Source organism: Kitasatospora papulosa, from assembly GCF_000717245.1.
Lineage (GTDB): Bacteria > Actinomycetota > Actinomycetes > Streptomycetales > Streptomycetaceae > Streptomyces > Streptomyces papulosus.
In genome coordinates, this window is sequence record NZ_JNYQ01000008.1 from 222,846 (window position 1) to 243,888 (window position 21,043).

Sequence of the window (21,043 nt, forward strand, 5' to 3'; positions counted from 1 at the left end):
GCCGGCGCCCTCACCGGGCGGTGATCCGTACGTCCGTGCCGTCCGGATCGACGCGGTCGACCCACTCGGCCCCCAGGGTGAACGGCCTGCCCGGGACGGCGGTGGACAGCAGCCGCTGCCGGTGGAGTTCCCGCCCGTCCTGCGAGACGACGAGCAGCGGCCGGGGCAGCCGGCGCCCGGTGCGCAGCACGAACCGGTCCCCCACCGGGCGCGCTCCGTCCGGCCCCGCCACGTTGGGAGCGATCCACCGCAGGGGTGCGTCGACGACCAGCCGTCGTCCGGCCCCCGCCGCCTCCTCGGTCCCGGCCAGCCGGTGCAGTACGGGCACCGCCACGGCCCGGCCCTCCTGGGCCGCGTACCCCGCGCGTTCGACGGCGTGCAGCAGGTTGCCGACGGCGAAGACGCCCGGATGCGAGGTCCGGTACGCGGCGTCGTACGCGGGCCCCCGGGTGCCGGGGTCGAGGACGATACCTCCCCGCCTGGCCAGTTCGTGGTCGGGTACGAAGTCGCCGGTCAGGACCACGGTGTCGCAGCGCAGGGTGGTCGTACGGCCGTCGTGGTGGCGCAGTGCCACCCCCGACAGGCGCCTCCTGCCGGTGAGTTCGGTGACGGTGGTGCCGGTGAGCAGGGGGACGCGGGGACTCCGCAGCCGGAGGGCGGGGGCCGTCCGGTCGGTGACCACGGCGACGACGTGGACGCCCGCGGCACGCAGGGTGGCGACCGCCGCGTGGCCGACGGGCTCGTCGCCGACGACGACCGCCCTGGTGCCGATCCGCAGGCCGTACAGGTGGACGGCCTGCTGGAGCTCGCCGGTGGTGTAGACACCGGGCGGCCGGGTGCCGGGGATCAGCCGGGCGCTGCGCGGCCGTTCGCGTGCGCCGGTCGCGAGGATCACGGCCCGGGCGGTGATCTGTTCCGGTCCGGCGGGTCCGGTGGTCTCGACGGTGCGGGGCCCCGCCCAGCCGGTGACGGTGACTCCGGTGCGCAGGGCGGCGCCGGCCGCGACCGCCGCGGCGACGCCCCGGCGCGCGAAGTCGGGCCCGGTCGTGCCCTTCCGCGCGTACGCGGACCCGGCCGCCGACGCCCACGCGTACGCGGACCTGTCCAGCCGGCCCCCGAATCCGCCGTGGTGGCAGTGCCGGGGGATCCCGCCCGCCTCCTGCTCGCGTTCCAGGATCTCCACCCGGCCCGCGTCCGCCGCGGCGAGTTCGGCTCCGGCCGCGAGGCCGGCGGGGCCCGCGCCGACGATCAGGACGTCCACCTCGCGTGGTTGCCCGGTCACGGTCGTTCCTCCTCGAACAGGGCGCGGACGGCGGCGCCGCAGTAAAAGCCCTGGCACCGGCCGCCACGGGCGCGGGTGCGGCGCCGCAGGCCGTCCGGGGAGTGCGGCGGGATCGTCGAGGTGAGCGCGTCCCGGATCTCGCCGAGGGTGACCTGCTCGCAGTGGCAGACGAGGGTGCCGTATGCCGGGTCGGCCGCGATCAGGGCGGCGTCACGGTAGGGGCGGGGGAAGGCCTCGCCGAGGTTGGGCATGGTCAGGGGCGGGAGTTCGTGCGGTTCGCCGGGGTCCAGGCCGACGGCCGTGAGCAGTCCCATGACGTGGCGTCCGATCGCCATGGACGCGGTGAGGCCGGTGGACCGGATGCCGCCGACGGCGACGTAGCGCAGCCCCGGGTACTCCTGGATGCGGTAGTCCTCCTGCCCGGTGGCGGCGCGCAGCCCCGCGTAGACGGCGGTGACCTCCTCGTCGAGGAGTCCGGGCACGATCCGGCGGCCCTTCTCCCGGAGGAGGCGGATGCCGTCGGCGGTGGAGCCGGTGGCGGTCTTGTCGTCGAGGTCCTCGGCGGTGGGGCCGAGGAGGATGTTGCCGAAGACGGTCGGTGCGACCAGCACGCCCTTCCCGGCGGGGCCGGGGACGGGCAGCAGGATGTGGCCGACGAGCGGGCGGGCCAGTTTGTCGAGGACGAGGAGCTGTCCCCGGCGTGGGGTCACGGTGAACACGTCGTGGCCGAGGAGGCGGTCGATCCCGTCGGCGTGGAGCCCGGCGGCGTTGACGAGGTGACGGGTGCGGAGCGGGCCGCGCGAGGTGGTGAGCGTATGGCCGTCGGCGTCGGGGGTGATGTCCCGTACCCGGCAGTTCAGGTGCAGGTGGACGCCGGCGCGGACCGCCTGGGTGGCGAAGGCGAGCGGGGTGGTCCAGGGGCAGATGATGCTCTCGTCGGGGACGTCGAGTGCCCCCAGGGCACCGGGTCCCAGGTGGGGTTCGCGGGCGCGCAGCTCGTCGGCGCCGATGATGCGGGACGCGTGGTACCCGTTGCGCTCCGCCTTGTCCCGCAGTCCGGGCAGTGCGGCGAGCTGGTCCTCGTCCCAGGCGACGAGGAGCGCTCCGACGCGTTCGACCGGGATGCCGGCCTCGGCGGCGTAGGCGGCGAGGAGGTCCCGTCCTTCGCGTACGAGGCGTGCCTCCAGCGATCCGGGTACGGCGTCGAAGCCGGTGTGCAGGATCGCGGTGTTGGCCTTGGACGTGGCGTTGCCGATGTCGTCGGACGCGTCGACCAGGGCGGTGCGCAGTCGGTACCGCGCCAGTTCCCGGGCGACGGCCGCGCCCACGACGCCCGCACCCACGACGACGACGTCGTACGTGGCCTCCGCGTCGTCGAGCGGGGGCAGGGGGCCGGCCGTGGTGAGGGTGACGGTCACGCGCGCTCCAGCAGGCCGTCCACGGCGGATCGGAAGCCCGCGAGGCGCTCCGAGGCCTCCTCGGGGCCGATCCGGGGTTCGTACACGGCGGAGGGCTGCCACGGAGGTGTCGCCCGGCTCGGGGGCAGGCCGGGATCGAGCCCGAGCCTGGCCACCACCCCGGCGCCCAGCGCGGTCGCGTCGGGCAGCGCCGAGACCTCGACGGGCCGTTGCAGCAGGTCCGCCTGGGTCTGCATCAGGAGGGAGGAACGGGTCAGTCCGCCGTCGACCCGCAGCGTGGTCAGCGGGGCCCCCAGGTCGGACGCGACGGCGTCGGCCAGGGCGACGACCTGCGCGGCGATGCCTTCGCAGAGTGCCCGGACGAGGTGGCCCGCGGTGGTGTCGAGCCCGAGTCCGGCCACCGAACCGCGCAGGTCGCTGCGCCACCACGGGGCCGCGAGGCCGGCGAGCGCCGGGACGAAGGTGACCCCGCCGGTGTCGGGGACCGAGGCGCCCACCGGGTCGAGGTCGGCGGCGCCGGAGATCACCCCGAGGTCGGTGAGCCAGCGCACGGCGGACGCGGCCGTGTACACCTGGCCGTCGAGGCAGTAGGCGGTCCGCCCGCCGAGACGCCAGGCGACGCAGCTGACCAGGCCGGTGGCGCCGGTGCTCGGCCGTGCGCCGGTCTGGGCGAGGAGGAACGCCCCCGTGCCGTAGGTGCATTTGGCCTGGCCGGGTTCGAGCGCGTTCTGCGCCAGCAGCGCGGCCTGCTGATCCACGAGGAGGCCGGTCAGGGGGACCTCCGCGCCGAAGGCGGTAGTGGTGCCGACCGGCCCGGCGCAGTCGACGACGGCGGGCAGCCGCTCGTCCGACAGGCCGAAGATCTCCAGGGCCGCGGGTGACCAGCCGACGTCGTGGAGGCCGAGCAGCTGGGTACGCCCCGCGGTGGCCGCGTCGGTGACGAAGGCCCCGGTCAGCTGGTGGACCAGCCAGGAGTCGCTGGTGGTCACCACCCCTTCCCGGGTCAGCTCGCGGCGGATCCACGCCATCTTGGGTGCGGCGAAGTACGGGTCGAGAGGCAGTCCGGTGAGCCTCTTCAGCTCGTCCCCGTGTGCCGCGAGGTCGCCGCAGACCCCTTCCGCGCGCCGGTCCTGCCAGACCACGGCCTCGGTGAGCGGCCGTCCCGTCGCGGGGTCCCAGGCGAGCACCGTCTCCCCCTGGTTGGCCAGACCGACGGCCGCCACGGGTTCACCCGCGTCCGCCACCGCCCGGCGGCCGGCGTCGAGGACCGACCCGATCAGCTGGGCGGGGTCGGCCTCCACCAGGCCCCCGGGGCCGTAGCGGGGGCGGACCGGCGCGGAACCGGAACCGATCACACCCCGCTCGGGGCAGATCACCAGGGCCTTGGTCCCGGATGTCCCCTGGTCGATGGCGAGTACCGGCTCTGTCAATCGACGCTCCAGCCGTGCGGACCGCCCGGACCCGGGCGGAATCGTGATCATCTGCTCCCTGCGCCCACAGTCGTGCAGACCACGCCCTGCGTCAACCCCGGCCGGAACATCCTGTCCAGGCGCTCGCGCGACGGTCAACGTCCAGCATGCGGACGCTACTTGAGTAAGATCCGCGGAGTCACCGGATGTGGGGTGCCGGGCGCTCTACACTCTCCGCCGTGTGGACAACCGGACGATGACCACCGGTAGTTCACGACTGAACAGCCCAACCCCCCACGTTTCTTGAGGATTCATGACGAGAAGAACCCGTGCCGTGCCGTTGTGCCCGGCTCCCCGCCCCGCCCCCGCCGCGCGTCCAGGGGCGGGGCACGTACATGGCTACCGGTGACTTCCGGCCGGTGTACCACCCAGCGGGACACGATCACGCGTTGCGCGTGGCGTTACAGGACCTGCGCACGGGCCGGTGGCTGGCCATGCGCGATCTGCTGGAGAACACACCGGACTGGGCGTCGTGGACCCAGCGGACCCAGGTCCTCGCGGCCGTGGCTGCGGGCTCCGACACCGTGCAGGCCTGGCTCGCCGAGGAGCCGAGGAGTGTCGCCGCGACGGTGATGCACGCCCGGGTGCGGGTGGAACGGGCCGTCCGTGCCCACCGGGAGAAGCACCCGAGCGCCCAGCAGCTGTGGCAGGAGGCGTGGGAGGGGTGCCGTTCCGCCGCGCACGCCTCGCCCGCGGACCCCGTGCCCTGGGTCTGTCTCCTCGCGCTGTCCCAGCTCGACGAGGGCCAGCGTCTGGAGGAGCACAGGCTGCTGCCGCCCGGCCCGATGCTGTTCCCCGGTCCGTGGGGGCTGCTGGCGGAGGCGGACAAGCGCGATCCGTTCAACCGCGAGGCGTACCACCGGATGCTGCAGTTCGTCTACGCGAGACGGGCGAGCGGCACCCTCTCCGAGGCGGTGAACTTCGTCCAGTGGGCGGCCTCCTCCGCTCCGGAGGGGTCCGCGCTCCATGTGCTGCCGCTGTACGTCCGGGTGGAGCGCTACCGCCGTGAGCACGGCCATGAGCGGGCGCTGGACCTGCACTGGGTCACCGAGGACGGGGAGCGGGACGCCCGGCGCGCCCTGGACATCTGGTTCGTGGCAGCCGACCCGCCCGCCCGGTCCCTGCTCGATCTCAACCACCTGGCGCACGCGCTGTGGGGTTCGCTCCGGTTCACCGACGCCGCCCAGGTGTTCCGGGCGATGGGCCCGTACTACACGTCGGTGCCCTGGGCCCACCGCACGCGTACCCCGCAGGACCCGGCGGGTGCGGAGGAGGTGTTCCTCCGGGCCCGGAGCCGCTGCCTGGCGGCCGAGCACGAACCCGGAAGGGAACCGCGCGGCTGACCCGCAGGCCGCCGGACCCACCTGATTTCCCGTTCCCACATCCCCCCACCTGGAGGTCGTCCCCATGTCCATATCCGCCTCGACCCCGTCGAGCACGGAGCCCGCGCCGCAGAAGGACGAGGAGCAGAGGCTCCGCGAGCTGGGATACCAGCCGGTACTCGCCCGTCGTATGGGCGGCTTCGGCAACTTCGCGATCAGCTTCTCCGTGATCTCGATCCTCTCCGGCTGCATGACCCTGTACGGCTTCGGCATGTCGACCGGCGGCCCGTCCGTGATGCTCTGGGGCTGGGCCGGTGTCGGCCTGTTCGTGCTCTGCGTGGGTATGGCCCTGGCCGAGGTCACCAGCGCCTACCCGACGTCGGGGGCGCTCTACTACATGGCCGACCGGCTCGGTGGCCGCAAATGGGGCTGGTACACCGGGTGGCTGAACCTGCTCGGGCTGCTGGGTGCGATCGCCGGCATCGACTACGGGGCCGCGCTGTTCACCGGTGCCCTGCTGAATCTGCAGTGGGGGTTCGATCCGACCCCCGGCCACACCATGGTGATCTTCCTCTGCATCCTGCTGCTGCACGCCGTGCTGAACCTCTTCGGGGTACGTCTGGTGAGCGTGCTCAACTCGATCAGCGTCTGGTGGCACCTGGCCGGTGTGGCCGTGATCGTCACCGTGCTGGCGGTCGTGCCGTCGAACCATCAGTCGCCGTCGTTCGTCTTCACCGAGTTCGTCAACGACACCGGGTGGGAGAACCCCCTCTACGTGGCCGCGATCGGTCTGCTGCTGGCGCAGTACACCTTCTGCGGCTACGACGCCTCGGCCCACCTGTCGGAGGAGACCTCCAACGCCTCGGTGACGGCGGCCAAGGGCATCGTGCGGGCGATCTGGGTGTCGTGGGTCGCCGGCTTCGTCCTGCTGGCCGGTCTGACCTTCGCCATCCAGGACTACGCGGGTACGCAGAACAGTGCCACCGGGGTCCCGCCCGCCCAGATCCTCATCGACGCGCTCGGTACGGCGGGTGCCACCGCGATGCTCCTGATCGTCATCGCGGCCCAGTTGTTCTGCGGCAACGCCGAGGTGGCGGCCGCGAGCCGGATGGTCTTCGCGTTCAGCCGTGACAACGCGCTGCCGGGCTCCGCGCTGTGGCGCAGGGTGAGCGCACGCACCCAGACCCCGGTGCCCGCGGTGTGGCTCTCGGTCGGTGTCGCCGCGCTGCTGGCGGTCCCGTCGCTGTACTCCGCGACCGCGTACGGGGCGGTCACGGCGATCAACGTCATCGGGATCACCCCCGCGTACGCCATCCCGATCTACCTGAAGCTGCGCGCCGGGGACCGCTTCGAGCGCGGCCCCTGGCACCTGGGCCGCTGGTCGAAGCCGATCGGCTGGATCGCCGTGGTGTGGGTCGCCCTCGTGACCGTGCTGTTCCTGCTGCCGCAGTCCTCGCCGGTGACCATCGACTCCATGAACTACGCCTCGATCGCCCTGGTCGCGGTACTGATCCTGGCCACGGTGTGGTGGTTCGTCGCGCGGCGCTCCTACAGCACCCCGGCCGCGTACGGAAACGCCCGTGAGCAGGCGGAGATCGCCGAGGGCATCGTCTGAGCGTGCCTTTCCCGGGCGGCCTTCAGCCCAGCAGCAGTTGGAGGCCGCCCAGGACCGTGGCTCCGATCACGATCCTGTCGAAGATCTTCTGGTTGATCCGGCCGATGCAGGCGCGGCCGAGCAGGGCGCCCGGGACGACGAACAGCACGAGGGCGGCGTCGAGCAGCAGCGACCGCGCGTCGATGAGGCCGAGCCCCACGCTGAAGGGCACCTTCGAGGTGTTGACGATCAGGAAGAACCAGGCCGAGGTTCCCAGGAAGCCCAGTTTCCGGAAGCCCGCCGACAGCAGGTAGAGCGACATCACGGGGCCGCCAGCGTTGGCCACCATCGTGGTGAACCCGCCGAGCACCCCGTACGAACGCGCCTTGAGCCGTTCCCCGCGCGACGGCGGACCGGAACCCTCCTCGTCCGGGGACGGCTGGGGCCCTTCCCGCCGGCGCCAGAGGGTGACGCCCGCCATGAGGAGCAGGATCGCGCCGATCGAGGTGCGTACGGCGTCGTCGTCGGCCCACATCATGAAGACGGTTCCCGCCGCCACGCCCACCGCGACGGCGGGGAAGAGGCGCAGCAGCGTCGGCCAGTGGGCGTGACGGCGGTAGACCAGCACGGCGAGGACGTCGCCCGCGATCAGGATCGGGAGCAGCACCCCGGTGGATTCGCGGGCCGGGAGTACGGCCGCGAAGACCGCGAGGCTGATCGTGTTGGCACCGCTGACCGCCGTCTTCGAGAAGCCGACGAGGGTGGATGCCGCCGCGAGCGCGGCCAGTTGCCAGAGTGAGAAGGTGTCCATGCCGGATCAGATGGTAGACACATCCTCTCTTCGGCGGATCATCGTTCCATCCTGTAGACCTCCTGGCGCGCCGGTCCCTCGCTATGCTGCGAACGCTCACGGAAACGTTCAAACGAACATCGCACAGCGGTAGGCAAGGGGGCCAGCATGCGGGAGCCGGTCGAGCTGAGGCGCAAGCGCATCCTCGCGGTGGTGCACGCGCGGGGAGCGGTCAAGGTGAGCTCGCTCGCCACCGAGCTGGACGTCTCGGCGGTCACGCTCCGGCGCGACGTGGAGGAGCTGGCGCGGGCGGGGATGCTGCGGCGCGGGCACGGTGTGGTCGGGCCGGTGGGCGAGGCCGGGCCGACGGCCTCCGTGCCGCCCGCCCGGAGCGGTGAAGCCGCGGGGGAGGAAGCCGCGATCGCCCTGGTCGTCCCGGAACGGCATTCCTATCTCTACGAGACCCTGCACGGCGCCAGGACCACCCTGGAGGCGGCCGGGGCGCGGATCGCCCTGCACATCGCCCCGCAGGCGGCGGGGGCCGAACGCCCCCAGGTGGAGCGGGCCCTGGCCGCGGGGGTGCGGGGCCTGCTGATCGCGCCCCGGTGGCGCAGCGCCGCGGGCGAGGAGGCCGACTACGGCTGGCTCGCGGAGGTGGGGGTGCCGACGGTCCTGATGGAACGGCGGCCCCGGCCGGGCAGCGCGCTGCACGCCGTGGACGCGGTGTGCTCCGACCACTGGTACGGGATCCACCTGGCCGTGGACCATCTGGTCTCGCTCGGCCACCGGCGGCTCGTCCTCGCCGCCAGGAACGACAGCCCGACCGCGCGTTCCCTGCGGGCCGCGTTCGCCGACATCGCCGCCGCCCGGCCGGAGGTGGAGGACTGGTCGGTGGTGCTCAGCTCCCCGAACGCCGGTCCCGGCGAGCCCGGTTCCCGGGAGGAGGTCCCGGACCTCGCGGCCCTGCTGCGGGAGCGCGGTGCGACCGGAGCGGTCCTGCACGGCGACGAGGACGCCCTGATGCTGGTCCAGCGGCTGGCGGAGAGCGGGATCCGGGTGCCGCGGGACTGCTCGGTGGTGGCCTACGACGACGTCGTCGCCGCCCTGGGCAGCACCGCCCTCACCGCGGTGGCCCCGCCGAGGGCCGAGATCGGACGGGCGGCGGCCGAGCTCCTCCTGCACCGGCTCGCCCACCCCGCCGGCGCCTCCGGCCCCGTGCGCAGGACGGAGCTGCTCCCCCGGCTCGAAGTGCGCGGATCGACCGCGGAGTTGCTCACTCCGATAAACTGATCGTTTGAACACTTCAAGCTTCTTTTGATCGATCTATTGACCACTATCGATCAGCCGATCAGTATTCCCCGTGTCTCGAATCAGGAGCCGCGGGAGGCGCACATGCCTGGTCGACAGAGCCGTCGACACGTGCTCGCCACGATCGCCGCACTGCCTCTGACGGGCGCGCTCAGCGCCTGCGGAGGTGGTGGCGGGGACACACGGTCGGGCGGCACGAGCAGTACCGGCAGGACCGTGAGCAGTGGGAACGGCAGGAAGACACGCATCACCTTCTGGTCCGCCCTGCGGGGCAGCCAGGAGGTCGTGGACGCGTTCAACCGCGGGCACGACACCATCCAGGTCGATTTCCAGCAGATCCCCTCGGGTGGTCAGGGCGGCTACGCAAAGCTCAGCAATGCCGCACGGGCCGGGAACGCCCCGGACATCGCGACCATCGAGTACCCCCAGGTGCCCGGCTTCGCCATCGACGGGGTCTGCCGTGACCTCACGGGCCTGATGAGCGACGGCCTGCGGGCCAAGCTGCTGCCGCAGGCCCTGGGGCTGACCACCTTCGAGAAGCGGGTGTTCAGCGTACCGCTCGACATAGAGCCGATGGTGATGCATTACCGCACCGACCTCTTCGAGCGGTACGGACTGACCGTCCCGCGCACCTGGGAGGAGTTCGAGGACACCGCGCGGACGGTGCGCCGCAAGGGGGACGAGCGCCGGATGGCACTGTTCCCCACGGACGGCGACACCCATTTCGCCGCATGGTCGTGGCAGGCGGGCGCGCGCTGGTTCGACACCTCGGGCGGTGCCTGGAACCTCTCGCTCGCCGACGCCCCGACCCGTCGGGTGGCCGCGTACTGGCAGCGCCTGACGGATCAGCACCTGGTCTTCATGAACGCCTCGGAGAGCCGGCAGAGCGACGCCCAGATCGCCGGCGGAGCGGTGCTCTCCCGGCTGAGCGGTGCCTGGGACGCGGGTGCCCAGATGAAGGCCCGCCCCGGCCAGAAGAACCGGTGGGCGATCGCCCCGCTCCCCCAGTGGGACCCCGCCGACCCCGGTGTGGGCACCCACGGCGGGTCGACGTTCGCGGTCACCAGGGACAGCACGGCGCCGGAAGCCGCGATGGAGTTCATCGAGTGGCAGGTCTCGCATCCGGACGCCCTGCGCGCCCGGCTCTCCAGCGGGGCCAGCAGCCAGTACCCGGCCGCTCCCGGGCTGGTCGACGTGGGCCGCGAGGCGTTCGACCGCTCCTACTACGGCGGCCAGGACATCTACTCCCTCTTCGAGCGGGAGGCACTCAAGATCCGCGCGGGCTGGACCTGGGGGCCGCGGATGACCGCGACCGGCAAGCTCATGAAGGACGGATTCGCACGGGCGAGCGGCGGCCAGGGCGACATCCTCGGGGCGGTCAGGGCCGCCGAGGCGGGCACCGTGCCCGACCTCGAAGCGCTCGGCCTGTCCACCACCCGGCACTCCACCTGACCCCGCGACCCACCGTCCAGCTGAGAGGCAGGTGACTTCCCTTGACCAGCGCCACCCCGGTCTCCGCCCCCGCGGAGACCACCGCACCACCGGCACCGGAGCGCCACGTCGGCGCCGCACCCGCGCCCGCCGGCCGCGGATCCGCCCGTCGGCGTGAACTGGGCGCCTGCGGCGTCCTGATGACGCCGTTCTTCGTCCTCATGGTGACCGTCTTCCTGATTCCCGTCGCCACCGCGGTCCGCCTCAGCTTCTTCAGCGACGACCAGCCCGGGCTGGGCTTCGGCCCGGAACGCACGGTCTTCGCGGGGCTGCGCAACTACACCGCCGTCGTGACCGACCCGACCTTCCTCGGGGGTCTGGGCATCGTCGCCCTGTACTGCCTGATCTACATCCCGCTCATGGTGGCGGGCGCCCTCGCGCTCGCCCTGCTGCTGGACTCCGGCGTGGTACGGCTGCGTGGAACGGCCCAGCTGGCGCTGTTCCTGCCGCACGCGGTGCCCGGCATCATCGCCGCGCTGATCTGGCTGTACCTGTACACCCCCGGCATCAGCCCGGTCATCGAGGTGCTCGGCAAGGCCGACATCACCGTCGACTTCCTGGGCGTCCACACCGTGCTGCCCTCCATCGTCAACATCGCGCTGTGGAGCAACCTCGGCTACAACATGGTCGTGTTCTACGCGGCCCTGCAGGCGGTCCCCCGCGAGGTGATCGAGGCCTCGGTCGTCGACGGCGCCGGACCGGTCCGCACCGCGCTCCAGGTAAAGGCGCCCCTGGTCCGCTCCTCGATCGTGATGGTGGCGATGTTCACGCTGATCTTCGCGCTGCAGCTCTTCACCGAACCGATGCTGCTCAGCCAGTCGACCCCGATGATCAACTCGCGCTTCTCGCCCAGCATGTACATCTACGACGCCGCCTTCACCCGGAACAACTACGGCCTGGCTGCGGCGGCCTCGGTCGTCCTGCTCCTCTGCACGGTCGCCCTCTCCTACGGCGTCACCCGCTGGACCAATCGCGCCGCCGCGGCCGAGGAGGGCGCCCGATGAGCACGTCGACCGCATCCCGGACCGCGTCGCCGCTGCGGCCCCGCCTGCTGGGCCGTTCCGTCGTCAACCTCGTGGTCGGCGTCTCGGTGCTGTACACCCTGCTGCCGGTGCTGTGGCTGGTCCTGGCGTCCACCAAGAACCGGGACGCCCTGTTCAGCAGCAACGTCCTGTCGCTGACCGACTTCTCCTTCGTCCGGAACCTGACGGACCTGTTCGCCATGGACGGCGGACTGTACGGGCGCTGGTACGGCAACAGCCTGCTGTACGCGGTGCTCGGAGCGGCGCTCGGCGCGCTGGTCAGCATCGCGTGCGGCTACGCCTTCGACAAGTACCGCTTCGCCCACAAGGAGAAGCTGTTCGGACTGGTGCTGGCCGCGGTCATGGTGCCGCAGACGGTGCTCGCCCTGCCGCTCTACCTGATGGCCTCGGCCGCCGGTCTCGTCAACACCTTCTGGGCCGTGTTCATCCCCGTCCTGTTCAATCCGTTCGGCGTGTACCTAGGCCGGATCTTCAGCCAGGGATACGTGCCCGACGAGGTGCTGGAGGCCGCGCGGATGGACGGCGCGGGCGAACTGGCCGCCTACTTTTGGGTGGCCCTGCGCATGCTGGGTCCCGGGCTCGTCACCGTCTTCCTCTTCCAGCTCACGGCCATCTGGAACAACTTCTTCCTGCCCATGGTGATGCTGTCCGACCAGGACCTGTACCCGGTCAGCCTCGGCCTGTACTCCTGGAACAGCTCCGCGTCCGTGTCGCCGGAGTACTACCCCGTCGTCATCATGGGCTCGCTGCTCGCGGTGGTGCCCCTGATCCTCGCCTTCGCCCTGCTCCAGCGCTTCTGGCGCTCCGGGCTGACGGCGGGTGCCGTCAAGTAGCCGCAGCGCCCCACCCGGACCACCGCACAGGAGAACCATGTCCCGCACACCCCCCGCACACCGCCGGCCGCGCGCCGCGCTCGCCATGGGAGCGGACGCCGCGGCCGCGGTGCTCTCCCCCGGCTCCCTGGCCGCCCTGGCCGAGGTGTGCACGCTCGCGCCCCTGCCCGCGATCGACGACTTCACGACGGAGGCGGCCCGTGCCGTACTCGCCGACACGGAGGTCCTGGTCACCGGCTGGGGCTGCCCGCCCATCCACGCGGGTGTCCTGGCCGCCGCACCCGAGTTGCGGGCCGTCGTGCACACGGCCGGCACCGTACGCGGCCACGTCACCGACGCCTGCTGGGACCGGGGCATCGAGGTGTCGTCGGCCGCGGCGGCCAACGCCCTGCCCGTCGCGGAGTACACCCTGGCCATGATCCTGCTGTCCGGCAAGCGGGTCCTGGAACGCGCCCGGGACTTCCGCGCCACCCGCGTACGTGACGCCTGGCTCGCGACCCCGCCCCAGGTGGGCAACTACCGCCGCACGGTGGGCATCCTGTCCGCCTCCCTGATCGGCCGTCGGGTGATCGAGCTGCTGCGCCCCTACGACCTGCGGGTGCTGCTCCACGACCCGTACGTCACGGACGAGGAGGCCGCCGCGCTCGGCGTCCGGCCCGTCGGACTCGCCGAACTCTTCGCGGAGAGCGACGTGGTCAGTGTCCACACACCGCTGCTGCCCGCGACCACCGGGCTCGTCAGCCGCGCGCTCCTCACGACGATGCGGCCCGACGCGGTCCTGATCAACACCTCACGGGGAGCCGTCGTCGACCAGGACGCCCTCACCGACGTACTGCGGGCGGACCGCGTCCGCGCGGTGATCGACGTCACCGACCCCGACCCGCTGCCGGCGGACCATCCGCTGTGGGACTGCGACAACGCGGTCATCACCCCTCATCTCGCCGGGTCGCAGGGCAACGAACTGCGGCGGCTGGCCGACCTCGCGGTCGGTGAGGTCGCCCGCTGGGCAGCGGGCGACGGCTTCGCCCATCCCGTACGACGCGAAAGGCTGGCATTCCTCGCATGAGCCCCCTCCCCTTCCCGCTCCCCTCCGAAGACCGCGCCACGAGCCCGCACACCGGTTGGACCCGGGCGCACTGGGAGGCCACCGCGGACGGGCTGCTGGACGCCGCCTGGAAGTGGTCGACCCCCGGCCGGGCCCTCCTCGACCTGCCGGGCCGTCCCTCGCGTTCCGGGGTGAGGTCCGACGGGCTGGAGGGTTACGCCCGGACGTTCCTCACCGCCGCCTTCCGGGTCGCCGGTGCGAAGGGCGAGGACCCGCACAACTGGCTGGAGCGGTACGCCGACGGGCTCACCGCCGGCACCCGCACCGCCGGGCGGGACGACGCCGAGTCCTGGCCGCTGATCCTCGACCACACCGTGTTCGGCCAGCCGATGGTGGAGTCGGCCTCGGTCGCCATCGGCCTGCGGCTGACCCGCCCCTGGCTCTGGGACCGGCTGGACGGCGCCACGCAGGACCGGGCGGAGGCATGGCTGCGCGGCGCGCTGCGGCACACACCCGCACCGAACAACTGGTACCTGTTCCCCTTCTCGGTCGCCGGGTTCCTGGAGTCGGTCGGCCGGGGTGACGCGGAGACGGCCGGTGCCAGGCAGCGGGCGCTCGACCTGCTGGAGGTCTGGTACCGCGGCGATGGCTGGTACGCCGACGGTGACGGACGCGCCTTCGACCACTACAACGGCTGGGCGCTGCACCTGTATCCCGTGCTGGACGCGTATCTGTCGGGTGACGCGGAGCTGTCGGCGCTCCACGGCGCGCGGCTGAGCGAGCATCTGGAGAGCTTCTCCCTGATGTTCGGCGCGGACGGCGCGCCGATGCACTTCGGGCGCTCCCTCACCTACCGCTTCGCGGCGGGCGCCGCCGTCGGGATGGGCGCGGTGTCCGGGCACACCCCGCTGGCTCCGGGGGTCTCGCGCCGGCTGGTCAGCGGTTCGCTGCGGTACTTCCTGGAGCGCGGCTCGGTGGGGGAGGACGGTCTGCTCGGCCTGGGCTGGCACGGTCCGCACGACGCGACGCTCCAGGTGTACTCCGGCCCGTCGTCGCCGTACTGGGCGTCGAAGGCCTTCGTGGCCCTGCTCGCACCCGCGGAGCACCCGCTGTGGACGGCGCGGGAGGAACCCGCCCCGAGCGAGGGCCCGGACCGGGTGCTCTCGCTCCCGTCACCGGGACTGCTGGTGCAGTCGACCCGGGCGGACGGCGTCGTCCGGCTGCACAACCACGGGAGCGACCACGTCCGGCCGCACGAGGGCGAGACGGCGGATGTCGCGGACCCGCTCTACGCCCGCCTCGCGTACTCGACGGCCACCGGCCCCACGGCGTCCGCGAACACCGCGGACAACCATCTCTCGGTCCGGGTGGGGGGCTCCCGGAGCAGCAGGGTCCGGATCCATCCGCTGGGCGCGGGACACGGCGACGGCTGGGGCTGGGCGGCGTCCTGGCACACCCCCGTCTTCGCGGGGGGACCGCCGACCTGGCCGGGCCTGCGGGTGGAGAGCGTGACCGTCGTCCGGGGACGGTACGAACTGCGTGTGCACCGGATCCTGGGCGCGCCCGCCGGGTCCCGCGCCGAGGAGACGGGCTGGGCGACCGGCCCGCGGGACGCGGTCGCCTCCGCGTTGTACGGGCTGCACGGCTGGGAGGAGCGGGAGGACATACGGGCCCCGCAGGGCACCGCGTTCACCCGGTGGGCGGTGCTGCCCCGGCTCGGCGCCGACGTGGAGGGGACGGAACTCCTGGTGGCGCTCGCGTCGCTGACGGCGGAGGAGGATCCGGCGCCGCTCTCCACGGCGGTGAGCGGGGTGAACGTGGACGGTGACACGGTCGAGGTCGTCTGGGCGGACGACGGATCGATGACCCGTGTCGGCTTCGCGCCTCTGGAGGTCACGTACCGGCTTCGATGAGCCGTCCGACGAGCGACGACCCCACGGCGGTCGGCGGCGGCCCTTCCGGGCAGCCGCCGGGCGCCGTCACCGGCCGCTGCCGTCCGCCGGGCCGGGCACGGTGCCCTCAGGCGTCGGTGCGGATCACCACGGCGAGGGTGCGGGGGCCGTGGACCCCCTCCACCCGTTCCAGTTCGATGTCGGACGTGGCCGAGGGGCCGCTGATCAGGGTGGTCGGCCTCTCCGGCACCAGCCGGGCCACCGCCTCCGGGACGCCTGCCACGACCGAGGACAGGTCGACGACGCAGACATGGAGGTCGGGGACGAGCGACAGCGCACGCCGGCCCTGGTCGGGTGAGCCGTCCAGGAAGATCGTGCCGGTCTCGGCGCAGCTGACGGCGGACGCGGTCACGACGCCGTCCAGTGCGTCGAGGCTCGGCGCGGGGACGTCCGCGGAGTCCCGGCGGACCTCGCCGTCGTAGGCGCCGAGCCACCGCTCGTCCAGCCCGTCCGGGACACCGATCCGGCGGGCGCCGCGCTCGTTCAGGATGCCGGCGACCACCTCGGCCGTGCGGTCGGCGGTGCAGGGGTGGACCGTCGCCCTGTAGTCGACGAGCCGGTCGGTCAGCAGTGCGAGGCGCTCACCGTCCGGGAGCGTGCGGCCGGTGCGGTAGGTACGCGGGATCACGGTGTCGGGGGCGGGTGCGAGGGCCAGGGCGTCCCTGATCCGGCCGAGCACCGTCTCGCGTGCGGTGGGGGTGGTCACCGGTCCTCCTCGGGGGTGTCGGCGGTGCGTCCCGCGCCCTCCTCGGCGGCGGCACGCATCGTCTCGGCGCCCTCCGCCGACGACAGCCAGGCGCGGAAGGACTGCTTGGGCGGAGCCGCCAGGTCACGGCTGTCGCTCCAGCCGCCGAACGGGGCCGGCAGACGCGGGACGGTGCCGTCACGCCCGCCGACGGCCCTCCCGAGGGAGGCGGCCTTCTGCGCCGCGGTGAAGAGCGTGGGCCTGCTCATCACCGCTGCCGCCGCCTTCATGGCCAGCTTCTCCGCCGTGGTGCCCGACTGTTCGGTGTGCTGGTGGCGGAGCTCCACGAGCATCGAGGGGATGTCGATCTTCACGGGACAGGCGTCGAAGCAGGCGCCGCAGAGGCTGGAGGCGTACGGCAGGGAGCTGTTGGGGTCGTTCTTCGCCGCGTGCATCCCGGCGAGCTGCGGAGTGAGGACCGCCCCGATCGGGCCGGGGTACGTCGATCCGTACGCGTGGCCGCCGGCCCGTTCGTACACGGGGCAGACGTTGAGGCAGGCCGAGCAGCGGATGCAGTTGAGCGCCTCACGGCCGATCGCGTCGGCGAGCGCGGCGGTGCGGCCGTTGTCGAGGAGGACCAGGTGGAAGTCCTGCGGCCCGTCGCCCGGTGTCACCCCCGTCCACATGGAGGTGTACGGGTTCATCCGCTCACCGGTCGAGGACCGGGGCAGCAACTGGAGGAACACCTCCAGGTCCTGATGGCGGGGCAGGACCTTCTCGATGCCCATCACGGTGATGAGGGTGTCGGGCAGGGTGAGGCACATCCGGCCGTTGCCCTCGGACTCGACGACGGTGAGGGTGCCGGTCTCCGCGATGCCGAAGTTGGCACCGGACACGGCCACCCTGGTCGTCATGAACTTCTCGCGGAGATAGGCGCGGGCCGCTGCCGCGAGGCGCGCGGGCACGTTGTCGAGGTCGGGGTCGACGCCGGGGATCTCGTCGAGGAAGATCTGCCGGATCTCGTCCCGGTTGCGGTGGATCGCGGGCACCAGGATGTGCGAGGGCCGGTCGTCGGCGAGCTGGACGATGAGCTCGGCCAGGTCGGTCTCGTACGGGGTGATCCCCGCCGCTTCGAGGTGCTCGTTGAGACCGATCTCCTGGGTGGCCATCGACTTGACCTTGATGACGTCGCTGCTGCCGGTGGCCCGGATCAGCCGGGTGACGATCTCGTTGGCCTCGACACCGTCGCGTGCCCAGTGCACCGTGCCGCCGCGCTCGGTGACCTTCCGCTCCAGCTGTTCCAGGAGTTCGGGAAGCCGGTTCATGGTGTCGGTCTTGATGGCCGATCCGGCGTCGCGCAGCTGCTCCCAGTCGGGGAGTTCACCGGTGACGTCCAGCCGCTTGGTACGGATGGTGCGGGTGGCCCTGCCGAGGTTGCGGCGCAGTTGCTCGTTGCGGAGTTCGTCGTGGGCCGCCTCGGGGAAGGTCCGGTCGCCGCGCAGATGACCCGTTCCGTACGGGGAGCGGGGCGGGGCGGTGGGCATGCCGAGGAACGTACTCATAGGGCGGCCTCCGTCAGGGCGTACGGCGCGGTGCGGGTCGAGCCGAGGATCTGGGCCAGGTGCAGGGTGCGCGTGCCGGACCTGATGCGGGAGAGTCCGCCGCCGATCTGCATCAGGCAGGAGGAGTCACCGGCGGTGCACACGTCGGCCTTCGTCCCGGAGATGTGGTGCATCTTGTCCTGGAGCATGGCGGTGGACGTCTCGGAGTTCTTGAGGGCGAAGGTGCCGCCGAAGCCGCAGCACGCGTCGGCCTCGGGAAGCTCCACCAGGTCGATCTCCTCGACGGCGCGCAGCAGTCGCAGCGGCTTGTCGCCGACCCGGAGCATGCGCAGGGAGTGGCAGGTGGGGTGGTAGGTGACGCGGTGCGGGAAGTAGGCGCCGACCCGGGTGACGCCGAGGACGTCGACGAGGAGCTCGGAGAGCTCGTACGTCTTGGCCTTGACGGTGGCGACCCCGGCGCGCAGCGCGGCGTCCCCGTAGCGTTCGGCCACGATCTCGTGCTGGTGGCGGACCGAGCCCGCGCACGACGCGGACGGCATGACGACGGCGTCGATGGAGGTGTCGCCGAACTGCTCGGCGAAGTTGCGTACCAGGGGGACGGGCTCGCGCTGGTAGCCGGTGTTGACGTGCATCTGGCCGCAGCAGGTCTGGCCCGGCGGGAAGACCACGTCGTGACCCAGGCGGGCGAGCAGCACCGCGGTGGATTTCACCGCCTCCGGGAAGAGCGTGTCTCCCAGACAGGTGGCGAAGAGTCCGATACGCATGGGACCTCCTCGAATTTAAGGTCCGACCATACTAGCCTCGGTCCGCTTGGGGAAGCGTGCGGGCACGCCCGCGAAGCGGGAACGGGAGCGGGGACGGTGCCCGTGCACCGTCCCCGCTCCCGTTCCTCGGCCTTCGCGCCCCTACGGGGCACCCTTCTCGTCGACCAGGGTCCCGTGCAGCCCCCGGATGTGCTCCTCGACCAGGTCGGCGGCCTCGGCGCCACGCCCCTCGCGCACCAGGCGCAGCAGCCGTTCGTGCTGGGCGTTCAGCGCACCCGCCGTCGCGGGCCAGTCGCCGGCGTCCTCCAGGGCCCGCAGGATGAGAGGACGGACGGATTCACGCACCGCCGACGTGAGGGTGGAGGTGAGCGCGTTGCCCGAACTCCCCGCGATCAGCACGTGGAAGCGGGTGTCCAGGTCGTTGAACTCGGCCACGCCCACGTCGGGCTCACCCATCCGCGCCACGAGCTCCCCCGCGGCGTCGAGGTCCTCGGCGCGGGCGTGCCGGGCGGCGGCCTCCCAGCTGGAACGCTCCAGGACGACGCGCGCCTCGAGCACGTCGTGCAAGCTGTAGCTGCCGAGCGCGAAGTGCAGGCGCAGCAGCCGTCCGAGCGCGTCGTCCGGGTTGCGCACGATGCGCGCCCCGGAGTCGGGGCCGCGGCCGGGCTGGGCGACCAGGACCCCGATGGTCTCCAGCACCCTGAGCGCCTCGCGCAGCGCGGAGCGGCTGACGCCGAGGACCGGCGCCAGCTCCCGCTCGGCCGGCAGGCGGTCACCCGCCTTGAGCTCTCCGGCGAAGACCCGCTCCTCGATGCTCTGGAGGACGAGCTCATGGGTGCGGGACTGCCGCACGGGCTGCCACTCGACGGGCATCCGCTACTCCCTGTTCCCGGCGATACGCATGCTCCGACTATGTCACACAGCACGTGTGGTCGGACCAAAGCCCGGGGGTGGCCCGGTCAGGGCGGTCACACCGCTCCGACCGGGCCGCGGGTGGCTCGTCGACGCTGCGGCGGGCGGCTCAGCGGGGCCGTGGTACGCCGCCCCGCCGCCTGCTCCGCTGCGGGTCGAGAAGCTGTCCCGCCATTCCGGCCACCACCAGGCCGGCGGCGATGAGAAGGCCGTGCCCGATGAAGATGCCGGTCAGCAGACCGACGACACCGACGGCGAGCCACAGCCACGTCGTCGGGCCGGGGCGGAAGGAGCGCGAGGCGTGCCGCTCCGGGGCACCGGCGTGTTCGGGTTCGTCGCGGCGCAGCCGGTCCTCGAAACCGTGCAGCCGCTCGTCGTAGTGGGCCATGGTGACTCCCTCCCGGATGAGATGGATCGGTCGGATCGGAATCCTTCGGATCCGACTCCATCCTCGGCGCCGGAGGGGGGTCGGGGACATCGGGGCTGACACCCATCTTCGAGGGGGGCCGCCATGCAGACGCCGCCACGGGTCGGAGCCGTGGCCGCGCGACGGCGCCGACCGGCGATAGTGGAGGCAGTCGAACGCCCGCGAACCGTCCGAAGGAGGCCGTGCGGTCTTGTCCCTGTTCTGGCGCATCTTCCTGCTCAACGCCGCGGTGCTGGTCGCCGCCGGGGCCCTGCTGCTGCTCGGCCCGATCACCGTGTCCGCCCCGGTGGTGCTGACGGAGGCCTTGATCCTGGCCGGCGGCATGACGCTGATGCTCGGCGCGAACGCGCTGCTCCTGCGGCTGGGCCTCGCACCGCTGCAACGGGTCACCCGGGCGATGGCGACCATCGACCTGCTGAGTCCGCGGCCGCGCCCGGAGGTCGCCGGGGAGGGGGAGGTCGCGGCGCTGATCGAGACGTTCAACAGCATGCTCGACCGGCTGGAGGCGGAGCGTGCGACCAGCAACGCCCGTGCGCTCGGGGCCCAGGAGGACGAACGCCGCCGGGTGGCGCAGGAGTTGCACGACGAGGTGGGCCAGACCCTGACCGCGGTGCTGCTGGAGCTGAAGCGGGTCACCGGTCACGCCCCGGAGCCCCTGCGCGAGGAACTGACGCAGGTCCAGGAGATCACCCGGGGGAGCCTCGACGAGATCCGCCGGATCGCACGGCGCCTGCGCCCCGGGGTGCTGGAGGAGCTCGGGCTGGTCAGCGCTCTCACGGCGCTGACCACCGAGACGCCGACGCCCAGGGGACTGACGATCCGGCGGCGGATGGAGAAGGACCTGCCACCGCTCGGGAAGGAGGCGGAACTCGTCGTCTACCGCATCGCCCAGGAGGCGTTCACCAACACGGTCCGGCACGCCGGGGCGACCCTGCTCGAACTCTCCCTGCGCCGCCGCCCGGGCGGGGTGGAGCTGCGCATCCGCGACGACGGCCGCGGCCTGGGGGACGCTCACGAGGGCGCGGGTCTGCGCGGCATGCGCGAACGCGCCCTGCTCATCGGTGCCACCCTCACCCTCTCCACCGGCGCGACGGGCGGCACGGACGTACGCCTCGACGTCCCTGTACGGAACGGAAACGCCTGAGA

The 21,043-nt window shown here is 72.5% G+C and carries 18 protein-coding genes; 9 read left to right on the forward strand and 9 right to left on the reverse strand.

All coding sequences use genetic code 11. The features are described 5' to 3' along the window. Positions 1 to 10 precede the first annotated feature (10 nt). The 3 genes from IA22_RS0122285 to IA22_RS0122295 are packed head-to-tail and all read right to left on the reverse strand — an operon-like array spanning position 11 to position 4,130. Entirely contained in the window at positions 11 to 1,282 is a 1,272-nt protein-coding gene (locus IA22_RS0122285) for an FAD-dependent oxidoreductase (protein WP_014152719.1), read from the reverse strand. Continuing rightward, positions 1,279 to 2,700 (reverse strand): FAD-dependent oxidoreductase, encoded by a 1,422-nt coding sequence (locus IA22_RS0122290; protein ID WP_030124622.1) that lies wholly within the window; start codon positions 2,698 to 2,700, stop codon positions 1,279 to 1,281. The genes IA22_RS0122285 and IA22_RS0122290 overlap by 4 nt, the downstream gene beginning before the upstream one ends. Then, positions 2,697 to 4,130, reverse strand: coding sequence for an FGGY family carbohydrate kinase (locus IA22_RS0122295; RefSeq protein WP_030124623.1), 1,434 nt, complete (start codon positions 4,128 to 4,130; stop codon positions 2,697 to 2,699). Before IA22_RS0122295 ends, IA22_RS0122290 begins: the two co-directional genes overlap by 4 nt. A 374-nt stretch (positions 4,131 to 4,504) precedes the next feature. Between IA22_RS0122295 and IA22_RS0122300 the strand changes: the two genes are divergently transcribed. After that, positions 4,505 to 5,512 carry a hypothetical protein gene (locus tag IA22_RS0122300; RefSeq protein WP_014152722.1) on the forward strand — a complete coding sequence of 336 codons (1,008 nt, stop codon included), beginning with the start codon at positions 4,505 to 4,507 and terminating at the stop codon, positions 5,510 to 5,512. 64 nt (positions 5,513 to 5,576) lie between these two features. Continuing rightward, a complete protein-coding gene (locus tag IA22_RS0122305; protein ID WP_014152723.1) occupies positions 5,577 to 7,106 on the forward strand; it encodes an amino acid permease in 1,530 nt (509 codons plus the stop codon). A gap of 22 nt (positions 7,107 to 7,128) precedes the next feature. Here IA22_RS0122305 and IA22_RS0122310 read toward each other — a convergent pair whose 3' ends face one another. Continuing rightward, the gene (locus IA22_RS0122310) at positions 7,129 to 7,896 is read right to left on the reverse strand and encodes a sulfite exporter TauE/SafE family protein (RefSeq protein ID WP_014152724.1); all 768 of its coding nucleotides are present in this window, start codon (positions 7,894 to 7,896) and stop codon (positions 7,129 to 7,131) included. Between the two features lie 147 nt (positions 7,897 to 8,043). Here IA22_RS0122310 and IA22_RS0122315 point away from each other — a divergent pair, with 147 nt between their 5' ends. From IA22_RS0122315 to IA22_RS0122340, 6 genes are all read left to right on the forward strand, one after another. After that, entirely contained in the window at positions 8,044 to 9,165 is a 1,122-nt protein-coding gene (locus IA22_RS0122315; RefSeq protein ID WP_015579728.1) for a substrate-binding domain-containing protein, read from the forward strand. Between the two features lie 102 nt (positions 9,166 to 9,267). Then, positions 9,268 to 10,635, forward strand: coding sequence for an extracellular solute-binding protein (locus tag IA22_RS0122320; protein WP_014152726.1), 1,368 nt, complete (start codon positions 9,268 to 9,270; stop codon positions 10,633 to 10,635). Between the two features lie 41 nt (positions 10,636 to 10,676). Then, positions 10,677 to 11,678 (forward strand): carbohydrate ABC transporter permease, encoded by a 1,002-nt coding sequence (locus tag IA22_RS0122325; protein WP_014152727.1) that lies wholly within the window; start codon positions 10,677 to 10,679, stop codon positions 11,676 to 11,678. Continuing rightward, positions 11,675 to 12,550, forward strand: a complete 876-nt coding sequence (locus IA22_RS0122330) for a carbohydrate ABC transporter permease (protein ID WP_030124624.1) — start codon at positions 11,675 to 11,677, stop codon at positions 12,548 to 12,550. The genes IA22_RS0122325 and IA22_RS0122330 overlap by 4 nt, the downstream gene beginning before the upstream one ends. Positions 12,551 to 12,587: 37 nt before the next feature. After that, positions 12,588 to 13,616 carry a hydroxyacid dehydrogenase gene (locus IA22_RS0122335; RefSeq protein ID WP_014152729.1) on the forward strand — a complete coding sequence of 343 codons (1,029 nt, stop codon included), beginning with the start codon at positions 12,588 to 12,590 and terminating at the stop codon, positions 13,614 to 13,616. Continuing rightward, positions 13,613 to 15,508, forward strand: coding sequence for a DUF2264 domain-containing protein (locus IA22_RS0122340; protein ID WP_030124625.1), 1,896 nt, complete (start codon positions 13,613 to 13,615; stop codon positions 15,506 to 15,508). Before IA22_RS0122335 ends, IA22_RS0122340 begins: the two co-directional genes overlap by 4 nt. A gap of 106 nt (positions 15,509 to 15,614) precedes the next feature. On the opposite strand, the gene IA22_RS0122345 is transcribed toward IA22_RS0122340, so the two are convergent. From IA22_RS0122345 to IA22_RS0122365, 5 genes are all read right to left on the reverse strand, one after another. After that, a complete protein-coding gene (locus tag IA22_RS0122345; RefSeq protein WP_015579723.1) occupies positions 15,615 to 16,253 on the reverse strand; it encodes a LutC/YkgG family protein in 639 nt (212 codons plus the stop codon). Beyond that, entirely contained in the window at positions 16,250 to 17,794 is a 1,545-nt protein-coding gene (locus tag IA22_RS0122350) for a lactate utilization protein B (protein WP_030124626.1), read from the reverse strand. Before IA22_RS0122350 ends, IA22_RS0122345 begins: the two co-directional genes overlap by 4 nt. Beyond that, the gene (locus IA22_RS0122355) at positions 17,791 to 18,558 is read right to left on the reverse strand and encodes a (Fe-S)-binding protein (RefSeq protein ID WP_015579722.1); all 768 of its coding nucleotides are present in this window, start codon (positions 18,556 to 18,558) and stop codon (positions 17,791 to 17,793) included. Before IA22_RS0122355 ends, IA22_RS0122350 begins: the two co-directional genes overlap by 4 nt. A gap of 141 nt (positions 18,559 to 18,699) precedes the next feature. Then, positions 18,700 to 19,431 carry a FadR/GntR family transcriptional regulator gene (locus IA22_RS0122360; RefSeq protein ID WP_015579721.1) on the reverse strand — a complete coding sequence of 244 codons (732 nt, stop codon included), beginning with the start codon at positions 19,429 to 19,431 and terminating at the stop codon, positions 18,700 to 18,702. A gap of 148 nt (positions 19,432 to 19,579) precedes the next feature. Beyond that, positions 19,580 to 19,858 carry a DUF3040 domain-containing protein gene (locus tag IA22_RS0122365; RefSeq protein WP_014152735.1) on the reverse strand — a complete coding sequence of 93 codons (279 nt, stop codon included), beginning with the start codon at positions 19,856 to 19,858 and terminating at the stop codon, positions 19,580 to 19,582. Positions 19,859 to 20,087: 229 nt separating this feature from the next. Between IA22_RS0122365 and IA22_RS0122370 the strand changes: the two genes are divergently transcribed. Continuing rightward, positions 20,088 to 21,041 (forward strand): HAMP domain-containing sensor histidine kinase, encoded by a 954-nt coding sequence (locus IA22_RS0122370; RefSeq protein WP_014152736.1) that lies wholly within the window; start codon positions 20,088 to 20,090, stop codon positions 21,039 to 21,041. The last annotated feature ends 2 nt before the right edge of the window (positions 21,042 to 21,043 follow it).

What these genes read in the sequence shown, in the direction of transcription:
- IA22_RS0122300 (WP_014152722.1), top strand. Translation starts at nt 4,505, where the DNA reads ATGGCTACCGGTGACTTCCGGCCGGTGTACCACCCAGCGGGACACGAT.
- IA22_RS0122305 (WP_014152723.1), top strand. Translation starts at nt 5,577, where the DNA reads ATGTCCATATCCGCCTCGACCCCGTCGAGCACGGAGCCCGCGCCGCAG.
- IA22_RS0122310 (WP_014152724.1), bottom strand. Translation starts at nt 7,896, where the DNA reads ATGGACACCTTCTCACTCTGGCAACTGGCCGCGCTCGCGGCGGCATCC.
- IA22_RS0122315 (WP_015579728.1), top strand. Translation starts at nt 8,044, where the DNA reads ATGCGGGAGCCGGTCGAGCTGAGGCGCAAGCGCATCCTCGCGGTGGTG.
- IA22_RS0122320 (WP_014152726.1), top strand. Translation starts at nt 9,268, where the DNA reads ATGCCTGGTCGACAGAGCCGTCGACACGTGCTCGCCACGATCGCCGCA.
- IA22_RS0122330 (WP_030124624.1), top strand. Translation starts at nt 11,675, where the DNA reads ATGAGCACGTCGACCGCATCCCGGACCGCGTCGCCGCTGCGGCCCCGC.
- IA22_RS0122335 (WP_014152729.1), top strand. Translation starts at nt 12,588, where the DNA reads ATGTCCCGCACACCCCCCGCACACCGCCGGCCGCGCGCCGCGCTCGCC.
- IA22_RS0122340 (WP_030124625.1), top strand. Translation starts at nt 13,613, where the DNA reads ATGAGCCCCCTCCCCTTCCCGCTCCCCTCCGAAGACCGCGCCACGAGC.
- IA22_RS0122350 (WP_030124626.1), bottom strand. Translation starts at nt 17,794, where the DNA reads ATGAGTACGTTCCTCGGCATGCCCACCGCCCCGCCCCGCTCCCCGTAC.
- IA22_RS0122355 (WP_015579722.1), bottom strand. Translation starts at nt 18,558, where the DNA reads ATGCGTATCGGACTCTTCGCCACCTGTCTGGGAGACACGCTCTTCCCG.
- IA22_RS0122360 (WP_015579721.1), bottom strand. Translation starts at nt 19,431, where the DNA reads ATGCCCGTCGAGTGGCAGCCCGTGCGGCAGTCCCGCACCCATGAGCTC.
- IA22_RS0122365 (WP_014152735.1), bottom strand. Translation starts at nt 19,858, where the DNA reads ATGGCCCACTACGACGAGCGGCTGCACGGTTTCGAGGACCGGCTGCGC.